The organism is Nonomuraea sp. NPDC059007 (assembly GCF_042740555.1).
Taxonomy (GTDB): Bacteria; Actinomycetota; Actinomycetes; order Streptosporangiales; family Streptosporangiaceae; genus Nonomuraea.
Genome location: NZ_JBHYJD010000038.1, coordinates 1 through 22644 on the forward strand (window position 1 = coordinate 1; position 22644 = coordinate 22644).

The following is a 22644-nucleotide window of genomic DNA, read 5'->3' on the forward strand; positions in this document are numbered from 1 at the left end:
TCAGAAGGGCGTCTAAGTCTGTCTTCACACACCGACCATGGACGCCCTTCGTCATGCCCGCAGCCGATCACGGAATTTCACATCAGCGATCTAGCCTGATCCCAGCCCCAACCACCCGATCGCCCGTCGCGCCGGACCCGCGCCGACTTCCTCGTTGGTGCCAGGCCCGCCCTGACTCCCCGGCTGGCTGTCGCCGCCGCACCCGCGCATCTATCCGGCGTTTCGCCTGTTGCGCGCCTCCAAGCCCGCGGGCGGCAGAAGCCGGTCCAACTGAGCCCCGTGCCCGGTGACCGGGCGCCGTTGCGGCGCCCGGCCCCGTGCGGGTCTAGTGGCGTCTTCCTGGAGGCCGCCGGCCATGGTCGGCGGGTGGCGGCTCGGTCGGCTTGCCGTAAAGGAAGGTGACGCCCTTAAAGGTCTTTATGTGTCTTTCTTCTTGTTGGACTCTTCGTGCACCACGGGCGGGTTGTAGTCCTTGACCACCGGCGGAGGCGTCCAGCCGCGGGTGGGGCGCTTGGGCGGCCAGACGATCTTGGTCTTGGCGGTCTTGAGCCACTTCCAGCCCTTGATGCCGATGCGCTCGAGCTCTTCCTCGTCGATGTTCTCCGCGCCCAGCGGCACATCGAAGGCGATCACGCCGAGCTTGGCCACGGCGGTGCCCTTGGTGTTCTTCTTGAGCGTCACCTGGAAGTTGAGCCATTCGGAGTCGCCGACTTCGAGGGCGTAGCGGCCCCAGCACCAGAAGTACCGGCCTTCCCAGTTGCACTTGGTGCCCTTGGCGGCGCTCCACCGCAGCGTCGGCACGACGCCCTTGGGGACCATGCCGCCGACCCAGAAGTAGTCGGCGTAGTGGGGGCCGGTGTTCTTGGCCTTGATCTTGTAGAGGATCCTTCCGCCGCGCTTGGTGCGGGTGCTGTATTTGACGCTGACCTTGAAGTTCGAGTACGGCGCGCGGGCGGTTTGGGAAACAATGGTGGCTTCTGTGGTTGCCTGGGCGGGTATGGCGGTCAATCCGGTGACGGCCAGGCTCGCGCCTAAGAGCATGCTGAGAGACTTGCGCATATGCGGCTCCCCCTACGGTGCTGGAAATCCCAGATTCTTCAGCTGATTATTGCCGAGGGCAAATATCCCACAAAGAGTGATGATCTTTCGTGATCTGGCGGTGCTTGCGCGGGTTTGGGGTTGCTGGCCAGGCTTGTCTTGGGGGTTTCTGCGTAAGGGGGAGGGATACGTGCCGGATTTGCACCCCTTACAGCAGGGTGATCCTGTATCGCTGGGGAACTATCGGCTCTTAGGCCGGGTGGGCAAGGGCGCGCAGGGAATCGTTTTCCAAGGCCAGGGCCCCGACGGGCAGATGGTCGCCATCAAACTGCTCAACACCCGGCTCGACCGTCCGGGCATCGACGGCGAGCGGTTCATGCGCGAGGTGGCCGCCGCCCGCCGCGTCGCGCAGTTCTGCACCGCGCAGGTCATCGGGGCGAACATGGACGGCGAATGGCCGTACATCGTCTCCGAGCTGGTCGACGGCGTCTCGCTGCAGCGGGTCGTCCAGACCGAGGGGCCGCGTCAGGGCGGCGCGCTCTACCGGCTGGCCGTCGGCACCGTCACCGCGCTGGCCGCCATCCACCGGGCCGGCATCGTCCACCGCGACTTCAAGCCCAGCAACGTGCTCATCGGCAGCGACGGTCCCCGGGTGATCGACTTCGGCATCGCCAGGGCGCTGGACTCGGCGATCACGATCAGCAGCGGGGTCGTGGGCACGCCCGCGTACATGTCGCCCGAGCAGATCTCCGGCGAGCGCGTGGGACCGGCCGGCGACATGTTCAGCTGGGCCCTGACGATGACCTTCGCGGCCACCGGGCGGCCCGCGTTCGGCCAGGACAGTCTGCCCGCCGTCATCTACCGGGTGATGAACGAGGAAGCCGACCTCTCCGCCCTTCCCGACAACCTCCGCACGATCGTCCGATCCTGCCTCAGCAAGCGCGCCGACGAACGCCCGACGGCCGCCGACACCCTCTTCGCCCTCCTGGAGAACCAGGGCCCCATCCCGGAGCGCGACGCCGACGTGGCGATGACCACGGGCTCCCAGGTCGCCGCCGACCCGCCCTCCATCCCCCCGGCCCACCCGGCGCAGGGCCCGGCCCAAGGTCCTTCGGGGTTCCCGCCGCCCGTGGCGCCGACCGGATGGGCCAACCCTTCCGGTGCGTACGGCCGGCCGTACGCACAACCAGCCGCGCAACCGACCCCGGCCCCACACCCCCAGGCCCCGCACCCCCCGACTCCGCAGCACCCAAGCCCGCCGCAGCCTCCCGGCGACAACGACGCGTTCTTCAAGGGCGTCCCCCAGAACCCGGGCCCACCCCAGCGCAGACGCGCCGGCCTGGTCACCGCCGCCCTGGTCGTCGCCCTGGCCTTGAGCGCGACGCTGCTGGTCGTGGTGCCGAGGATGTTCACCTCCGGCGAGGGCGAGCCGGACAAACAGAGCGTCGCGGGCGTCACCACCTCGATCACCCCGACGCCCACCCCAACCCCAACCCCGACACCGACTCCCACGCCGCCACCGCCCCAGGTGGTCGTCCAGCCCCCGGCCCTGGGCAAACAGGACGGCAAGCCGCTCAAGGGCCACTCCAAAGCCGTCCAGACCGTCTCCGCGATCACCATCTCCGGCAAGCTGATGCTCGTCTCCGGCGGCCAGGACGGCCAGGTGCGGATCTGGAACGCCAAGGACCACAAGCACGTGGCCAGGCTGAAGGGCCACAGCCAGGAGGTGTACGCCGTCGCCTGCCTGACCATGGGCAAGACGCCGATGGCCGTCTCCGGTGGGTACGACGGTACGGTCCGCCTCTGGAACCTCAAGACCCGCAAGGGCAAGGTCCTCGGCTACCACGGCGACTCCGTCTACGCGGTCGCGGTCGGCAAGGCGGGCGGCAAGTGGGTCGCGGTGAGCGGCGACGCGAACGGCATGCTGAAGTTCTGGGACCTGGGCAAGAAGAAGCAGGTCGGCAAGACCGTCCGCGCCCACTCCCGATCGGTCAACTGGCTGGGCGTGGGCCGCGTCGGCGAACGCGTGGTCGCGGTCTCGGCCGGCGAGGACAGGACGCTGCGGCTGTGGGATCTGGCCAAGCGCAAGAAGTACGGCAAGCCGTACAAGGGGCACACCAAGGGCGTCTACTCGATCGCGATGGGCGCGCTGGACGGCCGCCCGGTCGTGGCCTCCGGCGGCAAGGACAACAAGATCCGCCTCTGGGACCCGAAGACCGGCAAGTCCATCGGCAAGCCGATGACCGGGCACAAGAAGATCGTCTACTCGCTGTCGTTCGGCGTGGTCGGCGAGCGGGTGGTGCTGGTCTCGGGTAGTACCGACGGCACGATGCGGCTGTGGGATCCCAAGACCCGCAAGCCGCTCGGCAAGCCGGTGAAGGCCCACCAGAAGGGCGTCCTGCTGGTCGCCGTGGTGACGATGTCGGGCAGGCCGGCCATCGTCACCGCCGGCAAGGACAAGCAGATCCGGTTCTGGAAGCTCACGGGTTCCTGATCGGCTCGAAGATCGCGTGGTGGGCGGCCACGGTGGCCCGCCGTACCGCGTGGTCGAGCTGACGCAGGGCCGCGGACCTGGTCGCCATCTGCGCGGAGGTCAGCCCGAGGCCCTCGTCGGCCAGCCGGAGCATCACCGCCAGCCGCGCGGCCAGCGCGGACACGCGGTGGGCGCGGCCCGGATAGCCGGGCGCGAGCTCGCCGCCCGCGCGCTCCAACTGGCCGGGATGGGCCTGGCCCGGCCCTTCGACCGAGGTGAGCGCCTCGGTGGCGGCCCGGATGGCCTCGGCCAGATCGCGTTCCGCCTCGGCCACGGAGGGCAGGTCGGCGCGGACCGGTCCGGCCGGGTGCACCGTGAACGCGGTGCCCTGGTAGGAGGAACCGCGCAGGTCGGGCTCCGGTACCAGGCCGATGTTCCGCTCGGCGAGTACGGCTATCGCCGCCTGCCCGGCGTCCACCGCGGCGGCGTTGAAGTCGGGCGGCCCCGACAGCCCCAGCGGGTCGCCGGGGGCCGGGAGGGCCAGCCGTACCTCATGGAGACCTTGCGAGCGCAGGTCGGCGAGGTGCACACGGAGGGGGACGGTGGCGATCAACGTGGGTCCTGCGACGGACTCCACCTGGTCGGCGGCCTCGTCGAGGCCCACGTGACCGGCCAGCCAGGCGTTGCCCCAGGCCACGAGTGCGGGGGAGACAGGTGATTCAGCGCGCACTGATCCACGATATGTGCTCGCCCTGCAATAGGTTTGTCCCGTGCGTTCCGGCAACCGGGACAATCGGGCGCGAGGAGGTATCGGGGATGGGCGGTCAGGTGCTGCGGCTACAGGATGTCGCCGTCAGACGCGACGGCGCGGCTCTCCTGCGTGGCATCGACTGGACGGTCAACGAGGACGAGCGCTGGGTGGTCATCGGGCCGAACGGCGCGGGCAAGACCACGCTGCTGCAGGTGGCGGCGACGCTGCTGTTTCCGAGTGAAGGTCTGGTCGAGGTTCTGGGCGAGCGGCTGGGGCAGGCCGACGTCTTCGACCTGCGTCCGCGGATCGGGCTGGCCAGCGCGGCGCTGGCCGAGCGCATCCCGGCCGAGGAGAAGGTCATCGACCTGGTGCTGACCGCGTCGTACGCGATCCTCGGCCGCTGGACGGAGGAGTACGACTCCAACGACGTCACCCGCGCGGTCGAGCTGATCGACATGATGGGCGCCGCCCATCTGATCAGGCGCAGGTTCGGCACGTTGTCGGAAGGCGAGCGCAAGCGGGTGCAGATCGCCCGCGCGCTGATGCCGGACCCCGAGATGCTGCTGCTCGACGAGCCGGCCGCAGGGCTCGACCTGGGCGGGCGCGAGGACCTGGTGCGCCGGTTGTCGCTGCTGGCCGGGGACCGGCGCTCGCCGACCCTGGTGCTGGTCACGCACCACGTCGAGGAGGTGCCGAGCGGGTTCACGCACGGGTTGCTGCTGAAGCACGGCTCGGTGGTGGCGCAGGGGCCACTCGACGTGGTCATGACCGCCGACAACCTCTCCCGCACCTTCGGCGTGCCGCTGTCGCTGGACCGCAGCGCCGAGGGCCGCTGGTATGCGAGAGCGCACTAGATCGTATTTGTGCGGTTACCGACCGCCTCCGTACAAAACCAAATAGGATCTCCGTGGTCGGGACCCCCACGACTTTCCGGAGCGTGCCATGGCCACGGAGCTCATCGTCATCCTTGTCGTGGTCGTCCTGGTGGGGCTGGCTCTGTACCGGACGGTCCGGATCATCGGGCAGGCGACCGCGGCGATCGTCGAACGGCTCGGCCGCTATCACCGCACGCTCGGCCCGGGACTCAACCTCGTGATGCCGTTCATCGACCGGATCAGGGACGAGATCGACCTGCGCGAGCAGGTGGTCTCCTTCCCGCCCCAGCCGGTGATCACCTCCGACAATCTGGTCGTCTCCATCGACACCGTCATCTACTTCCAGGTGACCAACCCCAAGGCGGCCACCTACGAGATCGCCAACTTCATCGTCGCCGTCGAGCAGCTCACCGTCACCACACTCAGGAACGTGGTCGGCGGCATGGACCTCGAAAGCACGCTGACCTCCCGCGAGGAGATCAACACCGAGCTGCGCGGCGTGCTCGACGAGGCCACCGGAAAGTGGGGCATCCGGGTCAACCGGGTCGAGCTCAAGGCGATCGACCCTCCCTCCTCCATCCAGGACTCGATGGAGAAGCAGATGCGCGCCGACCGTGACAAGCGCGCCGCCGTACTGACCGCCGAAGGCCAGCGGCAGGCGGCGATCCTGACCGCCGAGGGCGAGAAGCAGGCGGCGGTGCTGCGGGCGCGCGGCGAGGCGGAGGCGGCCGTGCTGCGCGCGCAGGCCGACGCCGAGGCGCAGGCGATGCGGGCCAAGGGCCAGGCCGACGCGATCGGCATGGTGTTCAAGGCCATCCACGAGGGCAATCCGGACCAGCGGCTGCTGGCCTACCAGTACCTGCAGATGCTTCCCGAGATCGCCAAGGGCGACGCCAACAAGTTGTGGATCGTGCCGTCGGAGATGGGCAAGGTGATCGAGGGCCTCGGCGGCCTGTTCGGCCCGCCGAAGGACCCGGCGTAAAGAGATATCTCCCAGGTCTCTAAGCTCGGGAAACGAGTTCTGAGCGAGGAGGGGCAGTGACGCCGTGGGAGGTGGCCGCGGTGTGCGCGGCCGGGGTCGGGGCCGGAGCCATCAACGCGGTGGTGGGGTCGGGGTCGCTGATCACCTTCCCCGCGCTGGTGGCGGTAGGCGTGGACCCGGTCGTGGCCAACGTCTCCAACAGCATCGGCCTGGTGCCGGGCTCGTTCACCGGCGCCTACGGCTACCGCGCCGAGCTGTCCGGGCAGCGTGAGCGGCTGGTCAAGCTGGGCACGGCCTCGCTGATCGGCTCGCTCGCCGGCGGCCTGCTGCTGCTCTGGCTGGACCCGGACGTCTTCCAGGTCGTGGTGCCGATCCTGATCGGGCTGGCCTGCGTGCTCGTCGTCATCCAGCCCAAGCTGAACGGCTGGCTGTCGGCCCGGCGTGAGCACGCGCACCCCGACGGCGGCGTCGTCCTGTGGCTGGGCGTGCTGGGCGCGGGCGTCTACGGCGGCTATTTCGGCGCCGCCCAGGGCGTGCTGCTCATCGGCCTGCTCGGCAGCTTCCTCACCGACGGCCTGCAGCGGGTCAACGCCGCCAAGAACGTCCTGTCCCTGATCGTGAACGGCGCCGCCGCCGTGCTGTTCATCCTGGTGGCGGAGGTCGACTGGTGGGCCGTGGCCGGAATCGCCGTGGGCGCCACGATCGGCGGCTACGTCGGCGCCAAGGTCGGCAGGAAGATCCCCGCTCCGGTGCTGCGCGGCATCATCGTCTGCGTCGGAATCGCGGCGATTATCAAACTAGTGTACGGATAAAAATAGGTCTTTCTGGGTATAAATCCATACATGAAGGGTGACTGGGTAGAGATCGTCATCGACGCCGGGGGAACCCCGCGAACCTACGAAGTCAAGGCCACCCGCGCCGGCCGCAGGGTCGAGGTGGCCACCCGCCGAGGTCTGGTCGAAGTCAGCGAGGTGACCAGGAGCGGCAGTGCCGTACGCACCGCCCGGTTCATGTCCAGCCGCATCCTCGCCCTGGTCGAGCACCCCGCCGATCAGCGGAAGGCGTCCGCGTGATCGCGCGCCCACTCCCGGAACGACCGCGGCTCCCGGCCGGTCAGCACCCGCACGGTGTTGGTGACCGGCTCCGGTGAGTCCGCGAACTCGCTCAAGGCCTTGAGTTCCGCGTCCACGTACGCCTCGTCCCCCCAGGCCCTCAGCAGTTCCGGCCGCGCCAGTTCGGGCGCCAGATCCTCCCACCGCACCTCCCTGCCCACCGCCTCGCCGAGGATGCGCACCTGCTCGACCTGGGTGAGCGCCTCGGGCCCGCTGAGCGCGTAACGTACGCCGCCGTGCCCGGCCGAGGCCAGCACGTGCGTGGCGACCGCCGCCACGTCCTTCTCGTGGATCAAGGACCTCCTGGCCATCCCGTACGGCCGGCGTACCACCCCGTTCCGCACCTGATCGGCCATGGCCAGGGTGCCGGTCGCCAGCCCGCTGGTCTGTAGGAAGGTCCATGAGGGCCCGGAATGCTCGATCAGCCGCTCGATGTCGGCGTGGAAGCCGTGTGTGTGGGTCGAGAGAAAGACCACGCGCCGCGCGTGCCTGGCGATCAGCTCGATCACCGGGGCCGCCCGCTGAGCGTTCAGAGCGGGCCACTCGAGGAACACCGTCTCCACCCCGTCGAGGCTTACCGGATCGAGCAGGTCGATGTCCTTCCCGGACAGCCCCCGCACGGGCACGCCCGCCGCGCTCAGCGAGGCGAACACGTGCCGGCCGATGTCGCCGGAGGCCCCGGTCACCAGAATCTCGCACATGGATCGACGGTAGAACCTCAAGTAAGCTTTACGTCAACCTCCCGGGCGTACCTGGATGGTCCCGTCACGCCTGATCCGGGTCTCGAACGTGGGCGCGGGGGCGGTGGCCGGGCCGTGCTTGACCGTGCCGTCGCCGAGGCGGAAGGTACTGCCGTGCCAGGGGCAGACCACGCAGGCCTCGCCGTCCTCCACGACCAGGCGGCCCTGGTGCAGCGGCCCGGCCAGGTGCGGGCAGCGGTCGGCCAGCACGGTCACCGACTCGCCGGTGCGCAGCACGAACAGCTGGATGTAGCCGAGCCGGCGCGCGACCGGCCGCCCGCTCGGCAGGTCCTTGAGCAGGCAGAGGTCGTGCCAGCCGAGCGGTACCAGGTGGGAGACCTGCGGCGCGTGGTTGGCGCCCGCCGCCTGCCGGTAGGCCAGATGGCCGCCGAGATAGCCGCCCACGCCCGCCGCACCCAGCCCCAGGAACGACAGGACCCGCCCGCCGCGATCGTGGCCGCGCAGCCTGGCCAGCAGCGAGGCGGAGAACAACCCGAGCGCGCCGACGTTGGCCAGCAGATGCACGAACCCGACCCGCTGCTGCTCCCGATGCAGCGAGGACCAGTCGGTGAGCCCCGCCGCCGCGGTCGGCACCGCGCCCGCGATGCCGGCCGCCAGCAGCAGCCGGACCGCCCGCCGGTCGGCGCCGGCCACGTCCAGGACGCTCGCCGACAGCCAGCAGCCGAGCGTCACCGTGGCCAGCGGAGGGTGCAGCGGCTTGCCCGTGGGCACGCCGTGCAGCAGATCGCGCAGCCGCCCGGGGCGGACCTTCTCGCGTACGGTCTTGGCCAGCACCCGGATCGGCTCGTCCAGGGCTCTGGTCTTCTCCAGCCGGTCGGCCAGGTCGACCGGCCCCACGAAACGCCGCAAGTGCCGACGTCTCGCGCGTACTGTCTCTTTCACGACAAGTGCCCTACCCCGGGCATGGGCCGGTCACTCGGACAGGTGCCCTCTGGCCACCGAGAGCTCCACCAACTCCAGCGCGTACACGCCCAGCGAGGCCGAGCCCTCCTCGATGATGCGCACCTTCTCCCGCACCTGCGACGCCTTCACCTTGAACAGCGGCCAGGTGCCGCCCTCGGTGTGATGGTTGGCCAGGATCGGCGCGAACCGGTCGAGCGCCTTGGCGAAGCGCGACTCCACCGTCTGCCTGGCCTCGAACTCCTCCCACAGCGCCCGCATCTCCGCGCCCTGCTCACCCGGCAGCATGGAGAAGATCCTGTCGGCGGCGGCCCGCTCGGCGCCGGCCTGCGCCGCCACCGCCTCGGCGTCGTAGATGAAGGTGTCACCAGCGTCGATCTCGACCAGGTCATGGACGAGCAGCATCGCGACCACGCGCTGGATGTCGGTGCCCGCCGGGGCGTGCTCTCCCAAGATCATGGCCAGGAGTCCGACATACCAGGAGTGCTCTGCGTCGTTCTCCCTCCGCGAACCATCCATGAGATGGTTGCGGCGGATCACCCGCTTCAACTTGTCGATCTCGACGGCGAAGGCGATCTGGGCGTTCAGGCGGTCCTCTTCTGGCGCGATAGTCACGCGCGACACCCTAATGTGCGGTGATCACACCGGTTGGCAAAATCGTGACCGGAACCCCGTTGAACACTGCGTTTCCGGACGGCAAATCCACGGTGGACTCGTCGGTGAGCGTGTTCGCGCTCACTCCCGGGTGCTCGGCCGCCACGCTCTGTGCGCTGCCCGCGTGCCCCCAGCCGTGCGGCAGGCTCACGACGCCCGGCATGATCGAGTCGGTCGGCTCCAGCGGCACGGTCAGCTCACCGGTCGACGACCTCACCGTGGCGTAGCCGTCCAGGCCCAGCCGGTCCACGTCCGCCGGGTTGATCTGCAGCGTGCACCGGTTGCTCCCGCCGACCAGCGGCGCGACGTTGTGCATCCAGCTGTTGTTCGAGCGCAGGTGCCGGCGCCCGATCAGCAGGAAGCCCGGCGGCTCGTCGCCCAGGCCGTCGCGCAGCCGTTCCACGTCGTCGATGAGCTGCGGCGGCGCCAGCTCGACCCGCCCCGACGCGGTCGTCAGCAACTCGGGCAGCCGGGGCTCCAGCGGACCGAGGTCCAGGCCGTGCGGGTTGTCGAGCAGCTTGCGCAGCGACAGCTCGCCGCGCCCGGACCACTCGCCGTAGGGGCCGAGCCGCAGCATCATGTCCAGCCGCCGCTCGGCGCCGGACTCGCCGTCGAGCAGCGCCGCCAGCTCGCCGGCGTCCCTGCCCTCCACGCCGGAGCCCGGCGTGGAGACCGCCTTCTCCAACGTCTGCCCGATGATGAACGCGTCCAGATCCCCGTCCAGCCCCGAGGCGATCACCGCCAGCCTTGCCAGGATCATGCCCTCGGAGGGCCGGTCGGCCAGCGGCAGCAGCGGCCGCGAGTAACGCGTGTAGTTGCGCACCGCGAACCCGAGCAGCGCGAAGTCGTAGTGCCCCGCCTGCAGCACCCTCGGCGGCGGCAGGATGACGTGCGCGTGCCTGGTCGTCTCGTTCAGATACGGATCGACGCTCACCATGAACGCCAGCTCGCCCAGCGCCCCGTCCAGCCGCCCGCCGTTCGGCGCGGACAGCACCGGGTTGCCGGCCACCGTCACCATGCAGCGGATCTGGCCCTGCCCCGGCGTCTCGATCTCGTCAGCGAGCGTCGCGACGGGCAGCTCGCCGTTCGCCTCCGGCAGGTCTCTGACGCGACTGCGCCACCTTCCCGTCTGGTACGGCTTGCGCCGCCGCCCGCCCTCCGTGGCCGGCATCGGGAACATGACGCCGCCCGGCCGGTCGAGGTTGCCGGTCAGCACGTTGACCACGTCCACCAGCCATTGGGCCAGCGTGCCGAACTCGGCCGTGCACGTGCCGATGCGCGCGTAGACCGCGGCCGTGGGGGCTCCGGCCAGCTCGCGGGCCAGCCGTACGATCACCTCGGCGGGAACGCCCGTGCGGTGGGCCACCACGTCGGGGGCGAAGTGCTTGGCCGCCTGCGTGAGCTCGGCCAGCCCGTTGATCTCCTGCCGCACGTCGGTCAGGCCCTCGGCCAGCAGCGTGTGGACGATGCCGAACAGCAGGTAGGCGTCGGTGCCAGGGCGGATGAACACGTGCTCGTCGGCCAGCGCCGCCGTCCTGGTGTGGCGCGGGTCGACGACGACCAGGCGGCCGCTGCGCCCGCGCAACGCCTTGAGGCGCCCCGGGAAGTCGGGGGCGGTGCAGAGGGAGCCGTTGGAGTCGAGGGGGTTGGCGCCGAGCATGAGCAGGTAGTCGGTGCGGTCGAGGTCGGGCACCGGGATGCTGAGCGGGTGGCCGAACATCAGCCCGCTTGCCACGTGCTTGGGCATCTGGTCGGCGGTGCTGGCGGAGAAGACGTTGCGGGTGCCGAGCGCCCGGATCATCGGCGCGGCGTAGAGGGCTCCGGCCATCGTGTGGGCGTTGGGGTTGCCCAGGTAGACGCCGAACGCCTCGCGCCCGTGCGTCTCGGTGACCCTGGAGAAACCCTCCTGAACCGCCGCGAACGCCTCGTCCCAGCCGACCTCCCGCCACAGCTCACCCTCACGGACCAGCGGCCGGGTCAGCCGGTCCGGGTCCTCGTCCAGCTTGCCCAGGCTCGCGCCCTTGGGGCAGATGAAACCCTTGCTGAACGGATCCTCCTTGTCACCGCGCACGCTCGTCACGTGCCCGCCGTCGTCGAGGGTCAGGGTCAGGCCGCAGACGGCTTCGCAGAGCGGGCAGGTACGGTGCACGGTCGTCATGAGAACTCCTGAGTTCGCTATCCAGACTCATCTTGACCTTTTGCCGTCCCGTCGTGAAGACCCCAACTCGTGACCGCGAAAGCCCCACAAAACCCTGGGTGGGCTTTGTGGGGCGGAAGCCCCGGAGCCCCCGCGGTCTCCGGGGCTTGCTTGGTGTTTCAGCCCACGAGGGGCAGGAGGAGCGTCTTGGGAAGATCAGGCGGCTCCTCGACGTCGGGCCTGAGGCTGACCCAGGCCCTGCGGCCGTAGAAACGGTCCAGTCCAGGGGAGGCGGCGCCCTCGACCCCGTCTCTGCGTACGGTCTCCACGATGAGCAGGCTGGCCCACTTGCGGTGCCGGAAGACCCGCGAGCTGCGTGCCCAGCAGGCCGCCGCGATCTCCTCGGCGTAGGCCTCGAACTCCTCGGCGGAGATGCCGGCCCTGGTCATGATGAGCGCCTTCTCGCCGGTGACGGTCGGCGTGATCCACAGGACCAGGGGGATGCGGCCCGACCTGGTGTGCATGGTGGTCTCCAGGCAGGTCCGCTGCAGGCGGTGCCGGGTGACCAGGCACCAGAAGTGGCCGACGAACCAGCCGCGCCCGTAACGGGTGGCGGCCGGAACGGAGACCGCGCTGCTCAGCATGATGAAGGGGAGCCAGACGCCGTCCTGCGTGGCGGCGACCACCGCCAGGACGAACAGGGCGAGCGCGCCGATCAGCAGGAGCTCGGTGCGGATGCGCCACAGGGCGGTGAGGATGCCGGTGCGACCGGCCGGAGGCAGGTCCTCGACTCCCGGGTAGATCTGGTTCCTGGGGTTCCTGGGGGACATCTAGGACACCTCCTCTGGAACTTTGGCCGTGACCTTGAGCTGGTCGAAGCGTGGGTCGCGGTAGCAACGTGCGCCGAATCCGGTCCGTGCCACGGTCCAGCCTCGCCGGTGGGCGAATTCGTCTGGCTCCATACAGATTTCCCGGTCGGCCCACGCGATGAGTTCCTGGATCCGGGACTTGATTCGGCTCAGGCCCTTGGTACCTTGTGAGTACATAGAAGACCCCTTTCGCGGCATTACTCGAGGTGGCTTCTTTCGCCGGGCCGAGTGCTGCAGCCGGGTCGTCGCAGGGTGGCAGCCCTTGAGCGGCGGGTTGGCGGTCAGCTTCGGTCCGGCATTTCTGTGCTCGAACGAGCTACGACGCGGCGCTACTTGCGTTCGGTGTCCTTCCGGCAAACGGCCTCCCTGGTGTTGTTGCACGTATCCGGGACGGCGACGTTGCCGGTGGAGCGGCCTTGGCCGCACGCGTTCAGCGGGAGATGCGGGGTGTGCGGCCGTATGTCCATGTTCGGCCTCCCTTTTCCCTCGTCATCTCCTCCTGGCCTGATCGTCCTCCCGGGCCGTGCTTGCTGCAATACTCTAAGCAAGAGAAGATTTACATTTCTTCGCATCTTGCTTCCCGGCTTGCGGTGCAACTTGCATCAGAACTGTCAGGGGCCTATCAGGTGCACTCCGGGGAGCGCCAGCGAAGGTTCTTGCCTCCACCGTCCTCCCGTGGAACTCTTTGAGCAAGCCCAAGTGGCACTACACGTGCAAGTTGCAGTGTAAGATTGGGTGAACGGCCCAGAAACCCGGGCTCCAAACGGTCCTTTACCGCTACACCTTCATTCCCGATGAGGAGAGTGGACGGTGCCATCAGAGCAGGGCAGCCCGACTGTCCGCAGGCTCAGGCTAGGCCAGGAGCTGCGCCTACTTCGTGAGCGCCGAAAGCTGACCGGGGCCAAGACCGCCGAGCGTCTCGGCTGGTCGCCCAGCAAGGTGTCGAGGATCGAGTCCTCCAAGACCATGCCAAGCACCGAGGACATCGAGGCGATGGCCCGGTTGTTCAAGGTCGACGATGAGAAACTCGACGAACTGCTGGGGCTCCTAAGGGATGCCGACCAGCGCGGCTGGTGGGAGGATTACGAGGACGCCCTGCCCTCGGAATACACGACATTCCTGGGGCTGGAAGCAGAGGCCACCGCTCATCGCGGCTGGGAACCCCAGCTGGTGCCGGGCCTGCTGCAGACCGAGGACTACGCCAGGGAGGTCATCCTGGCGACCCGGGGCATCGCGCGCATCACGCACAGCGGTGTCCGCAGCCGTGTCGAGGCCCGCCTCGACCGGCAGCAGCGTGTCCTGCACAGATCCGATCCGGCCGAGGTCTCCGTCGTGCTGGACGAATCCGTGCTCACGCGGCGTTTCGGTGAGCCCTCGGTGATGCGTGAGCAGCTCGGACACCTCCTGGAGATGTCCCTGCTTCCTCACGTGAACGTTCAGGTGCTGCCCTTGGACGGCGAGCATCCGGTCAACACCGGTGCCTTCGTCCATCTGAAGTTCGTGGACCTCGACGATGCTGTTTACTTGGAGCTGCTCTACGGGGCCCGCTTCGTGGAGGCGCTGGACCTTGTGGCTGACTACGAGCAGGCATTTGAGCATCTTCGAGCCACGGCCCTGTCCGAGGACGAATCTCGGGTACTGGTCCAACGCAAGATCATGCAGTGGCGGTAGGGCCACTCAGAAGCGCAATCAACACCAAAGGGGCTGTTGAAGCGCTATTCAGGATAAGGAACAACCAATGGACGTCACGCCCGCCTGGCGGAAGAGCCGTTTCTGCAACGGCAATTCCGCGTGTGTTGAATTCGCTCGCCTGGCCGACGGAAACGTCGCGCTGAGGGACAGCAAGGAGCAGGACGGACCGGTCCTGGTCTTCACTCCCGAGGAGTGGGACGCCTTCACCCTCGGTGTCCGTGCCGGCGAATTCGACATCGACACGCTCGCCGTAGGCGCATAGATCAGAGCGGCCCGTGCACGTTGCTGACCACAACTTACAGGACCGCTCCGATAAGGGCTCTGACCAGCCCATTCGTTGTCTCCGACCAGCCCTGCACGAAGACGAAGACAATCATGGCACAACCAAGGTCATCTCTGGCAATGGGTGCTGGTGATCTGTTGCCAAGCTTCCACCCGGATGGCCACGCGAACCCCTGACCGCCGCCACCATGCCCGCGCCCTGGTGGCAGGCGAGGAAACACGTACGCGGCCCGAGCCCCACATCGTGGCGCTCCAACCCCTCATCTTCTTGCCTCATCCCTCGCTCGCGAGCCTGCGCGCCGTCGCACGTCCTCGCGTACCCCCTCGTGACGAACGCGGGCTCACCCATGACATCTGCGCGCTCCTCCGTCCTGCACCGCCACCCACCCCCGAGACCACCCCAGGCTCCCCGCCACCCCACAACCCCACCGACCCCCCACAAGCCCTGACCCAGGCCACCCTGCCGGGGCCACCGTTTGCCTGTCTCATGGGGATCGCGTTGCCAGAGCCGCGCCCTGCCTTGCCAGGGATGGCCACCTCCGCGAGCCGACACCTCGCCACCGACGGCGTCACCGCCCGAGGCCCCCGCGCCACGTGAGAGCGCCACGCAGCCACACGGAGCCGCACGAAAGCGCCACACCGCCGCCACACGGAACCGCATGCCAGCGCGCCGCCTCGCTCACCACAGGGCCCGTGCCGCGATTGGCCGTGCCGCGGAGGACCGTGCCGCGAGAGCCGGGAGCCGTGTAGCGCCAGTGCGCCCACGCCGAACACCACGCCGCCGCCTGACGCGCTCCCGCTGCCGCGTCTCTGGCGCCGTCCGGCTACCGCGGCCTCCACCGCCTGACGCCGTCCGGCGGACGCGCGGGCTCCTGACGGCGGTCTCCTGGCGTCCGTTGGGCCGGGTCGATGTGCCCATGTGGCGCCGGTGCATCCACGTCGTGCCGCCGCCCCGAGGTTCTGATGTGCGGTCTGTGGTTTGGGGGCAGCCCGCCGTGCCCGGAGGCGAGCGGCTGGGCACGGCCGGAGCCGGTGCCGGGGGCTACCGGGGAGGGAGGGCGTCGCTCTGGTTAGGACACCAGGGCGTCCAGGTCGTCTTCTGGGAGGCCCAGGTCGACCCTGATGCGGTAGCGCGTGCGGAGGAGGGCGACGTGTTCTGGGTCGTCCTTGTCGCACGACAGCACCGCCTGCGTCGCCCACTCCAGGCCGCCCCTCAGGTCGCCATAGGCCACCAGGGTTTCGGCGATGTTGTGGGCGGTGGCCGGCTGGATCGCCGGCTCGGCGCGCAGGGCTTCGATGATCTCGCGGGCCTCGTCGGGACGCTCCAGTTCGAAGAGCGTGTCGGCGATCCCGGCGCGCGGATCGATACTGGCCTCGCCGCCGTCTTCCAGCGCGCGCTGAAAACAGTCCATCGCGCGCGCCGGCTGACCGGCCGCGCGCCACTCCTCAGCCGCAAGGACCAGGATGGACGCTCGGGAGACGTCGCCCTCGGAGTACTCATGGGCGAGATCGTCGAGCTGCCTGGCCAGCGAGCTGTGGTCGTCTGCCAGGAGGGCCCGCTCCAGCAGGCGATCAAGGTGCTCACGGGTCACATACGCCACACCGCCGAGACTACCGAGCGACCCGGTGTCTTTGCTGGGCAATACGCAGGGCGAGACACGCACAGATTGAGTAACGCCTGGTACAACTCTGGTCACAGTCCGCGTGTTGTCCCAGGCGGCAGGGCATATAGCCGTCGCGCGAACCGCGACGGAGGGGGCTGTGATGGGCTTGTCCAAGCAGGTGACCTTCTCGCTGGCGTGTGCGGTGGTGCTGTCCGCGCTCATCCCCGGAGCCGCCGGCTACCTGTCCGCCCGCGTCGAGTCGATCGAGGCGGCCGAGCGTAAGCTGCACGCCCAGGAGGCGCGGCTGAACGCCCGGCTCGCCCGCGAGACCAGACCGGTCTCCTACCCGGCGCCGTGCGAGGTCCAGCCTGCCAGGCCGATCCGCGAGCAGCCCGCCCCGGCGGCGTTCGTCCCGGCCCCGGAGTACAAGCCCGACTTCAAGCCGAGAAAGCGCGAACGCCAGCCCGTGGTACCGCCGCCCGCGTGGCTCCCCGAGTGACCCACCCCGGCCACTCAGGAGCAGCCCCGAGAGGGTGAACGTCGCCGAAGACGCGGGGTGACGGCTCACTGAAAAGGGTGGGCCGGCCCGAAGGGGAAGGCTCCTGGTCGGGGAGTGAGCGGCCACGAAGGGCGAGGGCTCCTGAGCGGCTCTGAGGGTGGGACCGCTCCGAAGGGATTCGGGCGGTGAGTTAACTGTCGCTCTGTGGTGACAGGTGGCGGAGCTGGCGGGAGAGGTACCCGCGGACCATCTGCTTGGCCGCGTCGATCAGCTCCGGTGACCCCTTGGGGTCGCGGCGGAAGGCCAGCTTGAGCACCGCGTCTCCGGCCTCCACCGCCACCAGTACCCCGATGTCCAGTTCGTCGCTGTCGGCCAGGCCGTACTCGTTGAGCAGGAGGCCGCGCAGCCGTCCGGCGATGACCGCGTTGTTGTCGATGTCGACGTCGAGCAGGTTGAGGTCGACGGCGTCACCGAAGTGCAGGCTTTTGAAGCCTGGAACGGTCCTGTGCATGTCGACGTACTCGTCGATGATCGCGTCGACCGCCTCCCACCAGCCGCGGTAGTCCTCCTCCATGAACCTGCGGCCCACCCTGGAGACGAACTGCTCCACGTTGCGCCTGGTCAGCTCCTGGGTGATGGCCCGCTTGTCGGGGAAGAACTGGTAGACCGAGCCGATCGCGACTCCGGCGCGTTCGGCGATGCGGGTGGTCGAGAGCGCTTCGTAGCCGATCTCGTCGAGCAGCGCCGCGCACGCGTCGAGCATCCGCTCCACCCGGCGTGTGCTTCGTCGCTGGGTGGGCTTACGGCGCAGCGGCTGGGGCTGCGAACAGTCGTCGTCGTCAATTTCGGGGGTGGACACGAAATCCATCTTCCCCCGAAGCGGGCGATCGTTACCGTCCAACGACGGGATTTCTCACGACACCGGATAACCGGGCGAAAGCCCGCATCGCCGAGGGCGAGATCCGCGACATCGCATATCCGATTTTCCCCTCCGCATTGACCGGGACAACAGCCTCATTTCGGTGTACGGCCCGCAGGATGTGCGCCGCCACCCGCTCCGGCGGATACCCACGCCGCTGGAGCCCCAGCTCGGCCAGCTCCCGCAGGTCGGACCCGACATAGGTGGCGTTGCGGGCGATGGCCGTGGACACGAATCCGGGGCAGACAGTGGTCACGCCGATGCCGTGGCCGGCCAGCTCGGCCCGCAGGCAGTCGCCGAGCATCTTCACCGCCGCCTTGGAAGTCGAGTACGCCGGCAGTTCTCGCGTCGCCACGAAGGCGGCCAGCGAGGCGATGTTGACGATGTGGCCGCCCTCGCCGCGTTCGACCATCTGGCGGGCGAAGAGCCGGCAGCCGTGAATGACGCCCCAGAGATTCACGTCGAGCGTGCGCCGCCAATCGTCGAGGGAATGGTCAAGGAACGGCCCGGCCACCGCGATTCCGGCATTGTTCACCACCACATCCGGCACGCCATACTGTTCCGCGATATTTCCGGCGAACTCCTCCATGGCCGTGGTTGAGGCGACATCGAGTTGGACGGCGTGAGCCGTACGCCGGAAATCTTTGCCGATGTCCTCCGCGACCCGCACGGCCGCCTCGCGGTCGAGGTCGGCGCAGACCACCTCGGCGCCGTGCGCGGCGAAGGCGCGCGCGGTCGCCCGCCCGATGCCGCTGCCGGCGCCGGTGATCACGACGAGGCGGTCCTGGTAGGCGCGGCGGCCCTCGCGCACGCGGTCGCGGCGCAGCGAGCGGGTCGAGGCGCCGCCGTCGACGTGCGCGGCGAACTCGGCGATCATCCTGGCCACGGCCTCGGGGTGGCTGCGCTGCGCCCAGTGCCCGGCCGCCAGCCTGCGGTGCCAGAACTCCGGCGCCCACTGGCGCATCGACGCCAGCAGTTTGGGCGAGACGAAGATGTCACGGCTGGTCTCGATGAGCTGGACCGGCACCTCGACGCCGGGGTCGGCGGGGGCGCGCAGGCGGGTGAAGAAGTTCTGGCGGTAGAGGCCCAGGCCGTTGCGGCCGTCGCGCTTCAGGGTGTCGGCCGGGTGCCCCTGTCTCGGCTCGATGCCCTCGGCCAGCCGCATCGAACGGTCCAGCGCGCGGGGCAGCGGGCCGCGCCAGGCCAGTTCGGGCAGGACGGGGAGCTGGAAGGCGCCGATGTACCAGGACCTGGCGAGCTGGCCGGCGACCTCGCGGCGGCCGCCGTAGCGCAGGAAGTGGGCGGCCTGGTCGAGGCCGGGGCCGCCGAAGGTGGTGAAGGAGGCGGCTCGCTCGCGGATGCCGGGGCGGCCGATCGCCTCCCAGCACTGCAGCGAGCCCCAGTCGTGCCCGACCAGATGGACCCGCGGCTTGCCGATCTCGTCGAGCACCGCGCCGAGGTCGGCGGCCAGGTGGTCGAAGGAGTAGTGCCGCCGGTCGTACGGCGCGCCGGACTGCCCGGCGCCGCGCACGTCGTAGCGGACCACGTGGTAGCGATCGCTGAGCAGCCCGGCGACCTCGTCCCAGACGCGGTGGGTGTCCGGGTAGCCGTGGACGAGCAGGATCGTGGGGTTGTCCCGCTCGCCTTCCTCGAAGAGCGCGAGCCGTACATCGCCAGACAGTATTAGACGCACGGTCCAATGATTAACGGGCGGACAGTCCTGTGCAAGAGCGGAGCGCCTTCCAGCTCGTGACGGCCTGGGTGCGGGCGGTGCCGGTCAGGGGGATGGGGGTGCCGCCCTGGATGCCGGCGGGGGTCCACTGGTCCTTGATGACCTTGCGGCCGTTGATCGTCAGGGTGAGGACGCCGCTGGGGCTGTTGCCGTACCAGAGGAAGTTGCCGAGGCCGTAGTTGACGTAGGACCGGCCGAGGTAGCCGCTGCCGAGCAGGACGTGGGCGTGGCCGCCGACGATGACGTCCGCGCCGGCCTTGGCCAGTTTGGGGGCCAGGGAGCGCTGCGCCGGGTTCGGGCAGGTCATGCGCTCGGTGCCCCAGTGGAGGTAGACGATCACGGTGTCGGAGGTACGGCGGGCCTTCCTGACCTCCTGGATCAGCCGTTCCTCGTTCTTGGCCGAGGCCAGGCCGCCCTGGGTGTCGGTGGCGGTCCAGGCCTGGATGAACTCGGCGTCCAGCACCTGGGTGGCGCCGATGATCGAGACGCGGTTGCCGTTCACCGTGGTACGCCAGGGCTTGTAGGCGGCGTCCTCGTTCCTGCCGATGCCCACGACCGGGTACTTGGAGCGCTTGATCGCGGCCAGCGAGTCGGCCAGGCCGGTCTGCATGTAGTCCATGCCGTGGTTGTTGGCCATGCTGACCACGTCGATCCCGGCCGCCTTCAGCGCGGAGAACGCGGTGATCGGCGCCCGGAAGGTGAACTGCTTGCCCGGCGCCTTCGTCCCGCCGGTCGTGATCGCCGTCTCCAGGTTGACCATGGCCAGGTCGGCGCGGCTCAGCACCTTGGCGATCGGGCCGAACGCGGTGCGCGGGTTGCCGTCCAGCCGGGCGCGTAAGACGCCCTCGAAGTGCACGTCCCCACCGAAGGAGATCGTGTACGGCTCCCGCTCGACGGGGGTCTTGGTCGGCACCTCGGGGGAGGTCGGCATCGACTTACGCGCGGGGGACTTATCCGGCTCCGACTGGGCTGCGGAGCATGCGGCCAAGGTGACGGCTACGGCTAATGCCAGGAGGGCAGGGCTGTGTCTCATCTACGGCGTCTCATCTATGGCTACTTCTCCTAGATCCCACACTTCAGGGATTGAGCATGCCATGTCAGACGGATTCGCGGGCGTGTGCGGTCAACCACACCACTCCGGAGCGAGTGGCGTCATTCGCGGGGGTATAGATGATCATGCGAGTTTCGGTGGCCGCGTCACAGCTGAAGTTGGTGGTGGTGAAGTGGAGCTCGCCGACGGCGTCGTTGACGAAGACCTTGTCGCGGCGTCCGGGGTCGGCCACGTCCTGCCGCGCCCACAGCCGGGCGAACTCCGGGCTGGCCGCGATCAGCTTCTCGGCGAACTCCTTCCAGCAGGGGTCGTGCGCGTGCCTGGCGTAGGCGCCGCGGAAGACGGCGACCGCCCGCGCGAGATCCTCCTCCCGCTTGACCAGCCGCGTGAACATGTCATCGCGGGTGAAGGTCAGCCACAGGGTGTTCGGCTTGCCCTCGGCGATCTCGGGGAAGATCGCGGCGTACGCGGCGTTCCAGGCGAGGATGTCGTGCCGGCTGGTGGCGATGGAGGCGGGCATCGGGCTCAGCTGGTCGAGGATCTGCCGCATCTCCGACGTGACCCGGCCGGAGTCGGCGACGGGCACCGGATCCTGGTGCCCGGCCAGCCGGAACAGGTGCAGGCGCTCGGCGGGGTCGAGCTGGAGGGTGCGGGAGATGGCCTCCAGCACCTGGATGCTGGCGTTGATCGGCCGTCCCTGCTCCAGCCACGTGTACCAGGTCACGCCCACCCCGGCGAGCTGTGCGACCTCCTCTCGGCGCAGGCCGGGCGTGCGCCGGCGGGTGCCGGGCGGCAGTCCGGCCATGTCGGGGGTGATGCGCTCGCGGCGGCTGCGGAGGTAGGCGGCGAGGTCGGTACGCTTCATAGCCAGGTACCTCCGATACCAGGATAAATGGGCTCTCGTTACTGGTATCCAGTCTGTCGCAATCTGATAGTCATGACTACTGCCACCCTTGCCCCCCAACAGGAAAGGACGAAGACCAGCGGAATCCTCCTGGTGATCATCCTCGTCGGGCAGTTCCTGGCCATCCTGAACGTCAACATCGTCAACGTCGCCATCCCGACCGTCGAGCGTGACCTGCACTCCTCCGGCGCGGGCCTGCAGATGATCGTGGCGGGCTACACCATCGTCTACGCCGTCCTGCTGATCACCGGAGCGCGGGTCGGCGACCTTTTCGGCTACCGCAACACCTTCCTGGCCGGGCTGGCCTTCTTCACGCTGACCACGCTGGGCTCCGGGCTGGCGCCCACCACCGGGTGGCTCGTGGTGTTCCGGTTCGCGCAGGGCGCCGGCGCCGCGCTGATGATGCCCCAGGTGCTCACGCTCATCCAGCGCAACTACCACGGCGCGGCCAGAGGCCGGGCGATGGGCCTGTGGTCGGCCGTCGTCAGCGGCGGCATCGTGGTCGGCCAGGCGCTCGGCGGCATCCTGCTCGGGCTCGGGCTCGGCTGGCGCGTGCTGTTCCTGGTGATGGTCCCGATCGGGGCCGTTCTGCTGATCGCCGGTCTGCGCGTGCTGCCGGCCGACGGGGGCGGCGGACGCACCGGCCTTGACCCGATCGGGCTCGTCACGCTGTCGGCGGCCGTCCTGTTGTTCGTGGTGCCGCTGGTGCTCGGCCGCGATCTGGGCTGGCCGGTGTGGGGCTGGATCTCGATCGGGCTCAGCGTCGTGGTCTTCTATGTCTTCGTCCGCGTGGAGCGGTGGGTGTCGGGCCGCGGGGGGCGGCCCCTGGTGGACGCCTCCGTCCTGCGGGCGCCGGGCATGCGGCCGGGGCTCGGCGTGCTGTTGTTCGGGCCGGCCACGTGGGGCGCCTTCCTGTTCACCTCGGCGCTGCACCTCCAGGGCGAGCTTCGCCTGACGCCGTTGCAGTCGGGGCTGATGCTGGTGCCGTGCGCGGTGGCGTTCGCGGGGGTCGGGCTGCTGTGGCCGCGGCTGCCTGCCAGGTTGCAGCGGACGCTGCTGCCGTTCGGGTACGTGGTGGCGGCGCCCGCGTACTTCGGGCTCGGGCTGGTCAGCGGGGGCGGCTGGCCGTACGCGGTGCTGAGCGCGCTGATCGGCGCCGGGCTGGGTGTGCAGATCGCGGTCACCAACCTGGCCACGCAGTCGGTGTCGGACGAGTACGCCGCCGACGCCAGCGGGGCGCTGCTCACGGTGATGCAGCTCGGCCAGGTGATCGGGGTGGCGGCCGTGGGGACGTTGTTCATGGCGCAGGGCGAGGGGGCCACCGCGGTGGCGCTGGCGGGGCTGGCCGTACTGGCTGGCTTGTCCTCTCTTTTCCTCGTCAGACCAAAACTTGGATGACTCGTTTACTT

The 22644-nt window shown here is 69.2% G+C and carries 21 protein-coding genes; 9 read left to right on the forward strand and 12 right to left on the reverse strand.

Annotated elements, in window-relative coordinates:
• Nucleotides 1-417 precede the first annotated feature (417 nt).
• The gene (locus ACFWY5_RS42075) at nt 418-1059 is read right to left on the reverse strand and encodes a hypothetical protein (RefSeq protein ID WP_379638187.1); all 642 of its coding nucleotides are present in this window, start codon (nt 1057-1059) and stop codon (nt 418-420) included.
• A 79-nt stretch (nt 1060-1138) separates the two neighbouring features.
• Here ACFWY5_RS42075 and ACFWY5_RS42080 point away from each other — a divergent pair, with 79 nt between their 5' ends.
• Nucleotides 1139-3532, forward strand: a complete 2394-nt coding sequence (locus ACFWY5_RS42080; RefSeq protein WP_379638188.1) for a protein kinase — start codon at nt 1139-1141, stop codon at nt 3530-3532.
• On the opposite strand, the gene ACFWY5_RS42085 is transcribed toward ACFWY5_RS42080, so the two are convergent.
• Nucleotides 3519-4241, reverse strand: coding sequence for a hypothetical protein (locus tag ACFWY5_RS42085; RefSeq protein WP_379638189.1), 723 nt, complete (start codon nt 4239-4241; stop codon nt 3519-3521). The genes ACFWY5_RS42080 and ACFWY5_RS42085 overlap by 14 nt on opposite strands.
• An 86-nt stretch (nt 4242-4327) precedes the next feature.
• On the opposite strand from ACFWY5_RS42085, the gene ACFWY5_RS42090 reads away from it, so the two are divergent.
• The 4 genes from ACFWY5_RS42090 (at nt 4328) to ACFWY5_RS42105 (ending at nt 7192) form a co-directional block, all read left to right on the forward strand.
• Nucleotides 4328-5116, forward strand: coding sequence for an ABC transporter ATP-binding protein (locus ACFWY5_RS42090; protein WP_379611351.1), 789 nt, complete (start codon nt 4328-4330; stop codon nt 5114-5116).
• An 88-nt stretch (nt 5117-5204) separates the two neighbouring features.
• Complete coding sequence (locus ACFWY5_RS42095; protein ID WP_379611352.1) at nt 5205-6119, forward strand: SPFH domain-containing protein; 915 nt, start codon at nt 5205-5207, stop codon at nt 6117-6119.
• A gap of 56 nt (nt 6120-6175) precedes the next feature.
• The gene (locus ACFWY5_RS42100; protein WP_379611353.1) at nt 6176-6931 is read left to right on the forward strand and encodes a sulfite exporter TauE/SafE family protein; all 756 of its coding nucleotides are present in this window, start codon (nt 6176-6178) and stop codon (nt 6929-6931) included.
• A 30-nt stretch (nt 6932-6961) separates the two neighbouring features.
• A complete protein-coding gene (locus ACFWY5_RS42105; protein WP_184958722.1) occupies nt 6962-7192 on the forward strand; it encodes a hypothetical protein in 231 nt (76 codons plus the stop codon).
• On the opposite strand, the gene ACFWY5_RS42110 is transcribed toward ACFWY5_RS42105, so the two are convergent.
• The 5 genes from ACFWY5_RS42110 to ACFWY5_RS42130 form a co-directional block, all read right to left on the reverse strand.
• A complete protein-coding gene (locus ACFWY5_RS42110; RefSeq protein WP_379638190.1) occupies nt 7171-7932 on the reverse strand; it encodes a nucleoside-diphosphate sugar epimerase in 762 nt (253 codons plus the stop codon). The genes ACFWY5_RS42105 and ACFWY5_RS42110 overlap by 22 nt on opposite strands.
• A 33-nt stretch (nt 7933-7965) precedes the next feature.
• Nucleotides 7966-8841 (reverse strand): Rieske 2Fe-2S domain-containing protein, encoded by an 876-nt coding sequence (locus tag ACFWY5_RS42115; protein WP_379638191.1) that lies wholly within the window; start codon nt 8839-8841, stop codon nt 7966-7968.
• A 63-nt stretch (nt 8842-8904) separates the two neighbouring features.
• Nucleotides 8905-9516, reverse strand: a complete 612-nt coding sequence (locus tag ACFWY5_RS42120) for an HD family hydrolase (protein WP_379611356.1) — start codon at nt 9514-9516, stop codon at nt 8905-8907.
• Between the two features lies 1 nt (nt 9517).
• Nucleotides 9518-11704, reverse strand: coding sequence for a molybdopterin-dependent oxidoreductase (locus ACFWY5_RS42125; RefSeq protein ID WP_379638192.1), 2187 nt, complete (start codon nt 11702-11704; stop codon nt 9518-9520).
• Nucleotides 11705-11862: 158 nt separating this feature from the next.
• On the reverse strand, nt 11863-12513 hold the full coding sequence (locus tag ACFWY5_RS42130; RefSeq protein ID WP_379638193.1) for a hypothetical protein: 651 nt from the start codon (nt 12511-12513) through the stop codon (nt 11863-11865).
• Between the two features lie 849 nt (nt 12514-13362).
• Here ACFWY5_RS42130 and ACFWY5_RS42135 point away from each other — a divergent pair.
• Both ACFWY5_RS42135 and ACFWY5_RS42140 read left to right on the forward strand, forming a co-directional pair.
• A complete protein-coding gene (locus ACFWY5_RS42135; RefSeq protein WP_379611359.1) occupies nt 13363-14223 on the forward strand; it encodes a helix-turn-helix domain-containing protein in 861 nt (286 codons plus the stop codon).
• Between the two features lie 67 nt (nt 14224-14290).
• Nucleotides 14291-14506 (forward strand): DUF397 domain-containing protein, encoded by a 216-nt coding sequence (locus ACFWY5_RS42140; protein ID WP_184958714.1) that lies wholly within the window; start codon nt 14291-14293, stop codon nt 14504-14506.
• A gap of 1090 nt (nt 14507-15596) precedes the next feature.
• Here the strand turns inward: ACFWY5_RS42140 and ACFWY5_RS42145 are convergent.
• The gene (locus tag ACFWY5_RS42145; protein ID WP_379611360.1) at nt 15597-16127 is read right to left on the reverse strand and encodes a tetratricopeptide repeat protein; all 531 of its coding nucleotides are present in this window, start codon (nt 16125-16127) and stop codon (nt 15597-15599) included.
• 160 nt (nt 16128-16287) lie between these two features.
• Between ACFWY5_RS42145 and ACFWY5_RS42150 the strand changes: the two genes are divergently transcribed.
• Nucleotides 16288-16629, forward strand: a complete 342-nt coding sequence (locus tag ACFWY5_RS42150) for a hypothetical protein (RefSeq protein ID WP_379638194.1) — start codon at nt 16288-16290, stop codon at nt 16627-16629.
• Nucleotides 16630-16819: 190 nt separating this feature from the next.
• Here ACFWY5_RS42150 and ACFWY5_RS42155 read toward each other — a convergent pair whose 3' ends face one another.
• The 4 genes from ACFWY5_RS42155 to ACFWY5_RS42170 all read right to left on the reverse strand — a co-directional run bounded on the left by ACFWY5_RS42155 (nt 16820) and on the right by ACFWY5_RS42170 (nt 21196).
• Complete coding sequence (locus tag ACFWY5_RS42155; RefSeq protein WP_379611362.1) at nt 16820-17488, reverse strand: TetR family transcriptional regulator; 669 nt, start codon at nt 17486-17488, stop codon at nt 16820-16822.
• A 31-nt stretch (nt 17489-17519) separates the two neighbouring features.
• Complete coding sequence (locus ACFWY5_RS42160; protein ID WP_379638195.1) at nt 17520-19241, reverse strand: SDR family oxidoreductase; 1722 nt, start codon at nt 19239-19241, stop codon at nt 17520-17522.
• Nucleotides 19242-19251: 10 nt separating this feature from the next.
• The gene (locus ACFWY5_RS42165) at nt 19252-20313 is read right to left on the reverse strand and encodes a CapA family protein (RefSeq protein ID WP_379638196.1); all 1062 of its coding nucleotides are present in this window, start codon (nt 20311-20313) and stop codon (nt 19252-19254) included.
• Between the two features lie 64 nt (nt 20314-20377).
• The gene (locus ACFWY5_RS42170) at nt 20378-21196 is read right to left on the reverse strand and encodes a helix-turn-helix transcriptional regulator (protein ID WP_379611365.1); all 819 of its coding nucleotides are present in this window, start codon (nt 21194-21196) and stop codon (nt 20378-20380) included.
• 72 nt (nt 21197-21268) lie between these two features.
• Here ACFWY5_RS42170 and ACFWY5_RS42175 point away from each other — a divergent pair, with 72 nt between their 5' ends.
• A complete protein-coding gene (locus tag ACFWY5_RS42175) occupies nt 21269-22633 on the forward strand; it encodes an MFS transporter (RefSeq protein ID WP_379638197.1) in 1365 nt (454 codons plus the stop codon).
• Nucleotides 22634-22644 lie beyond the last annotated feature (11 nt).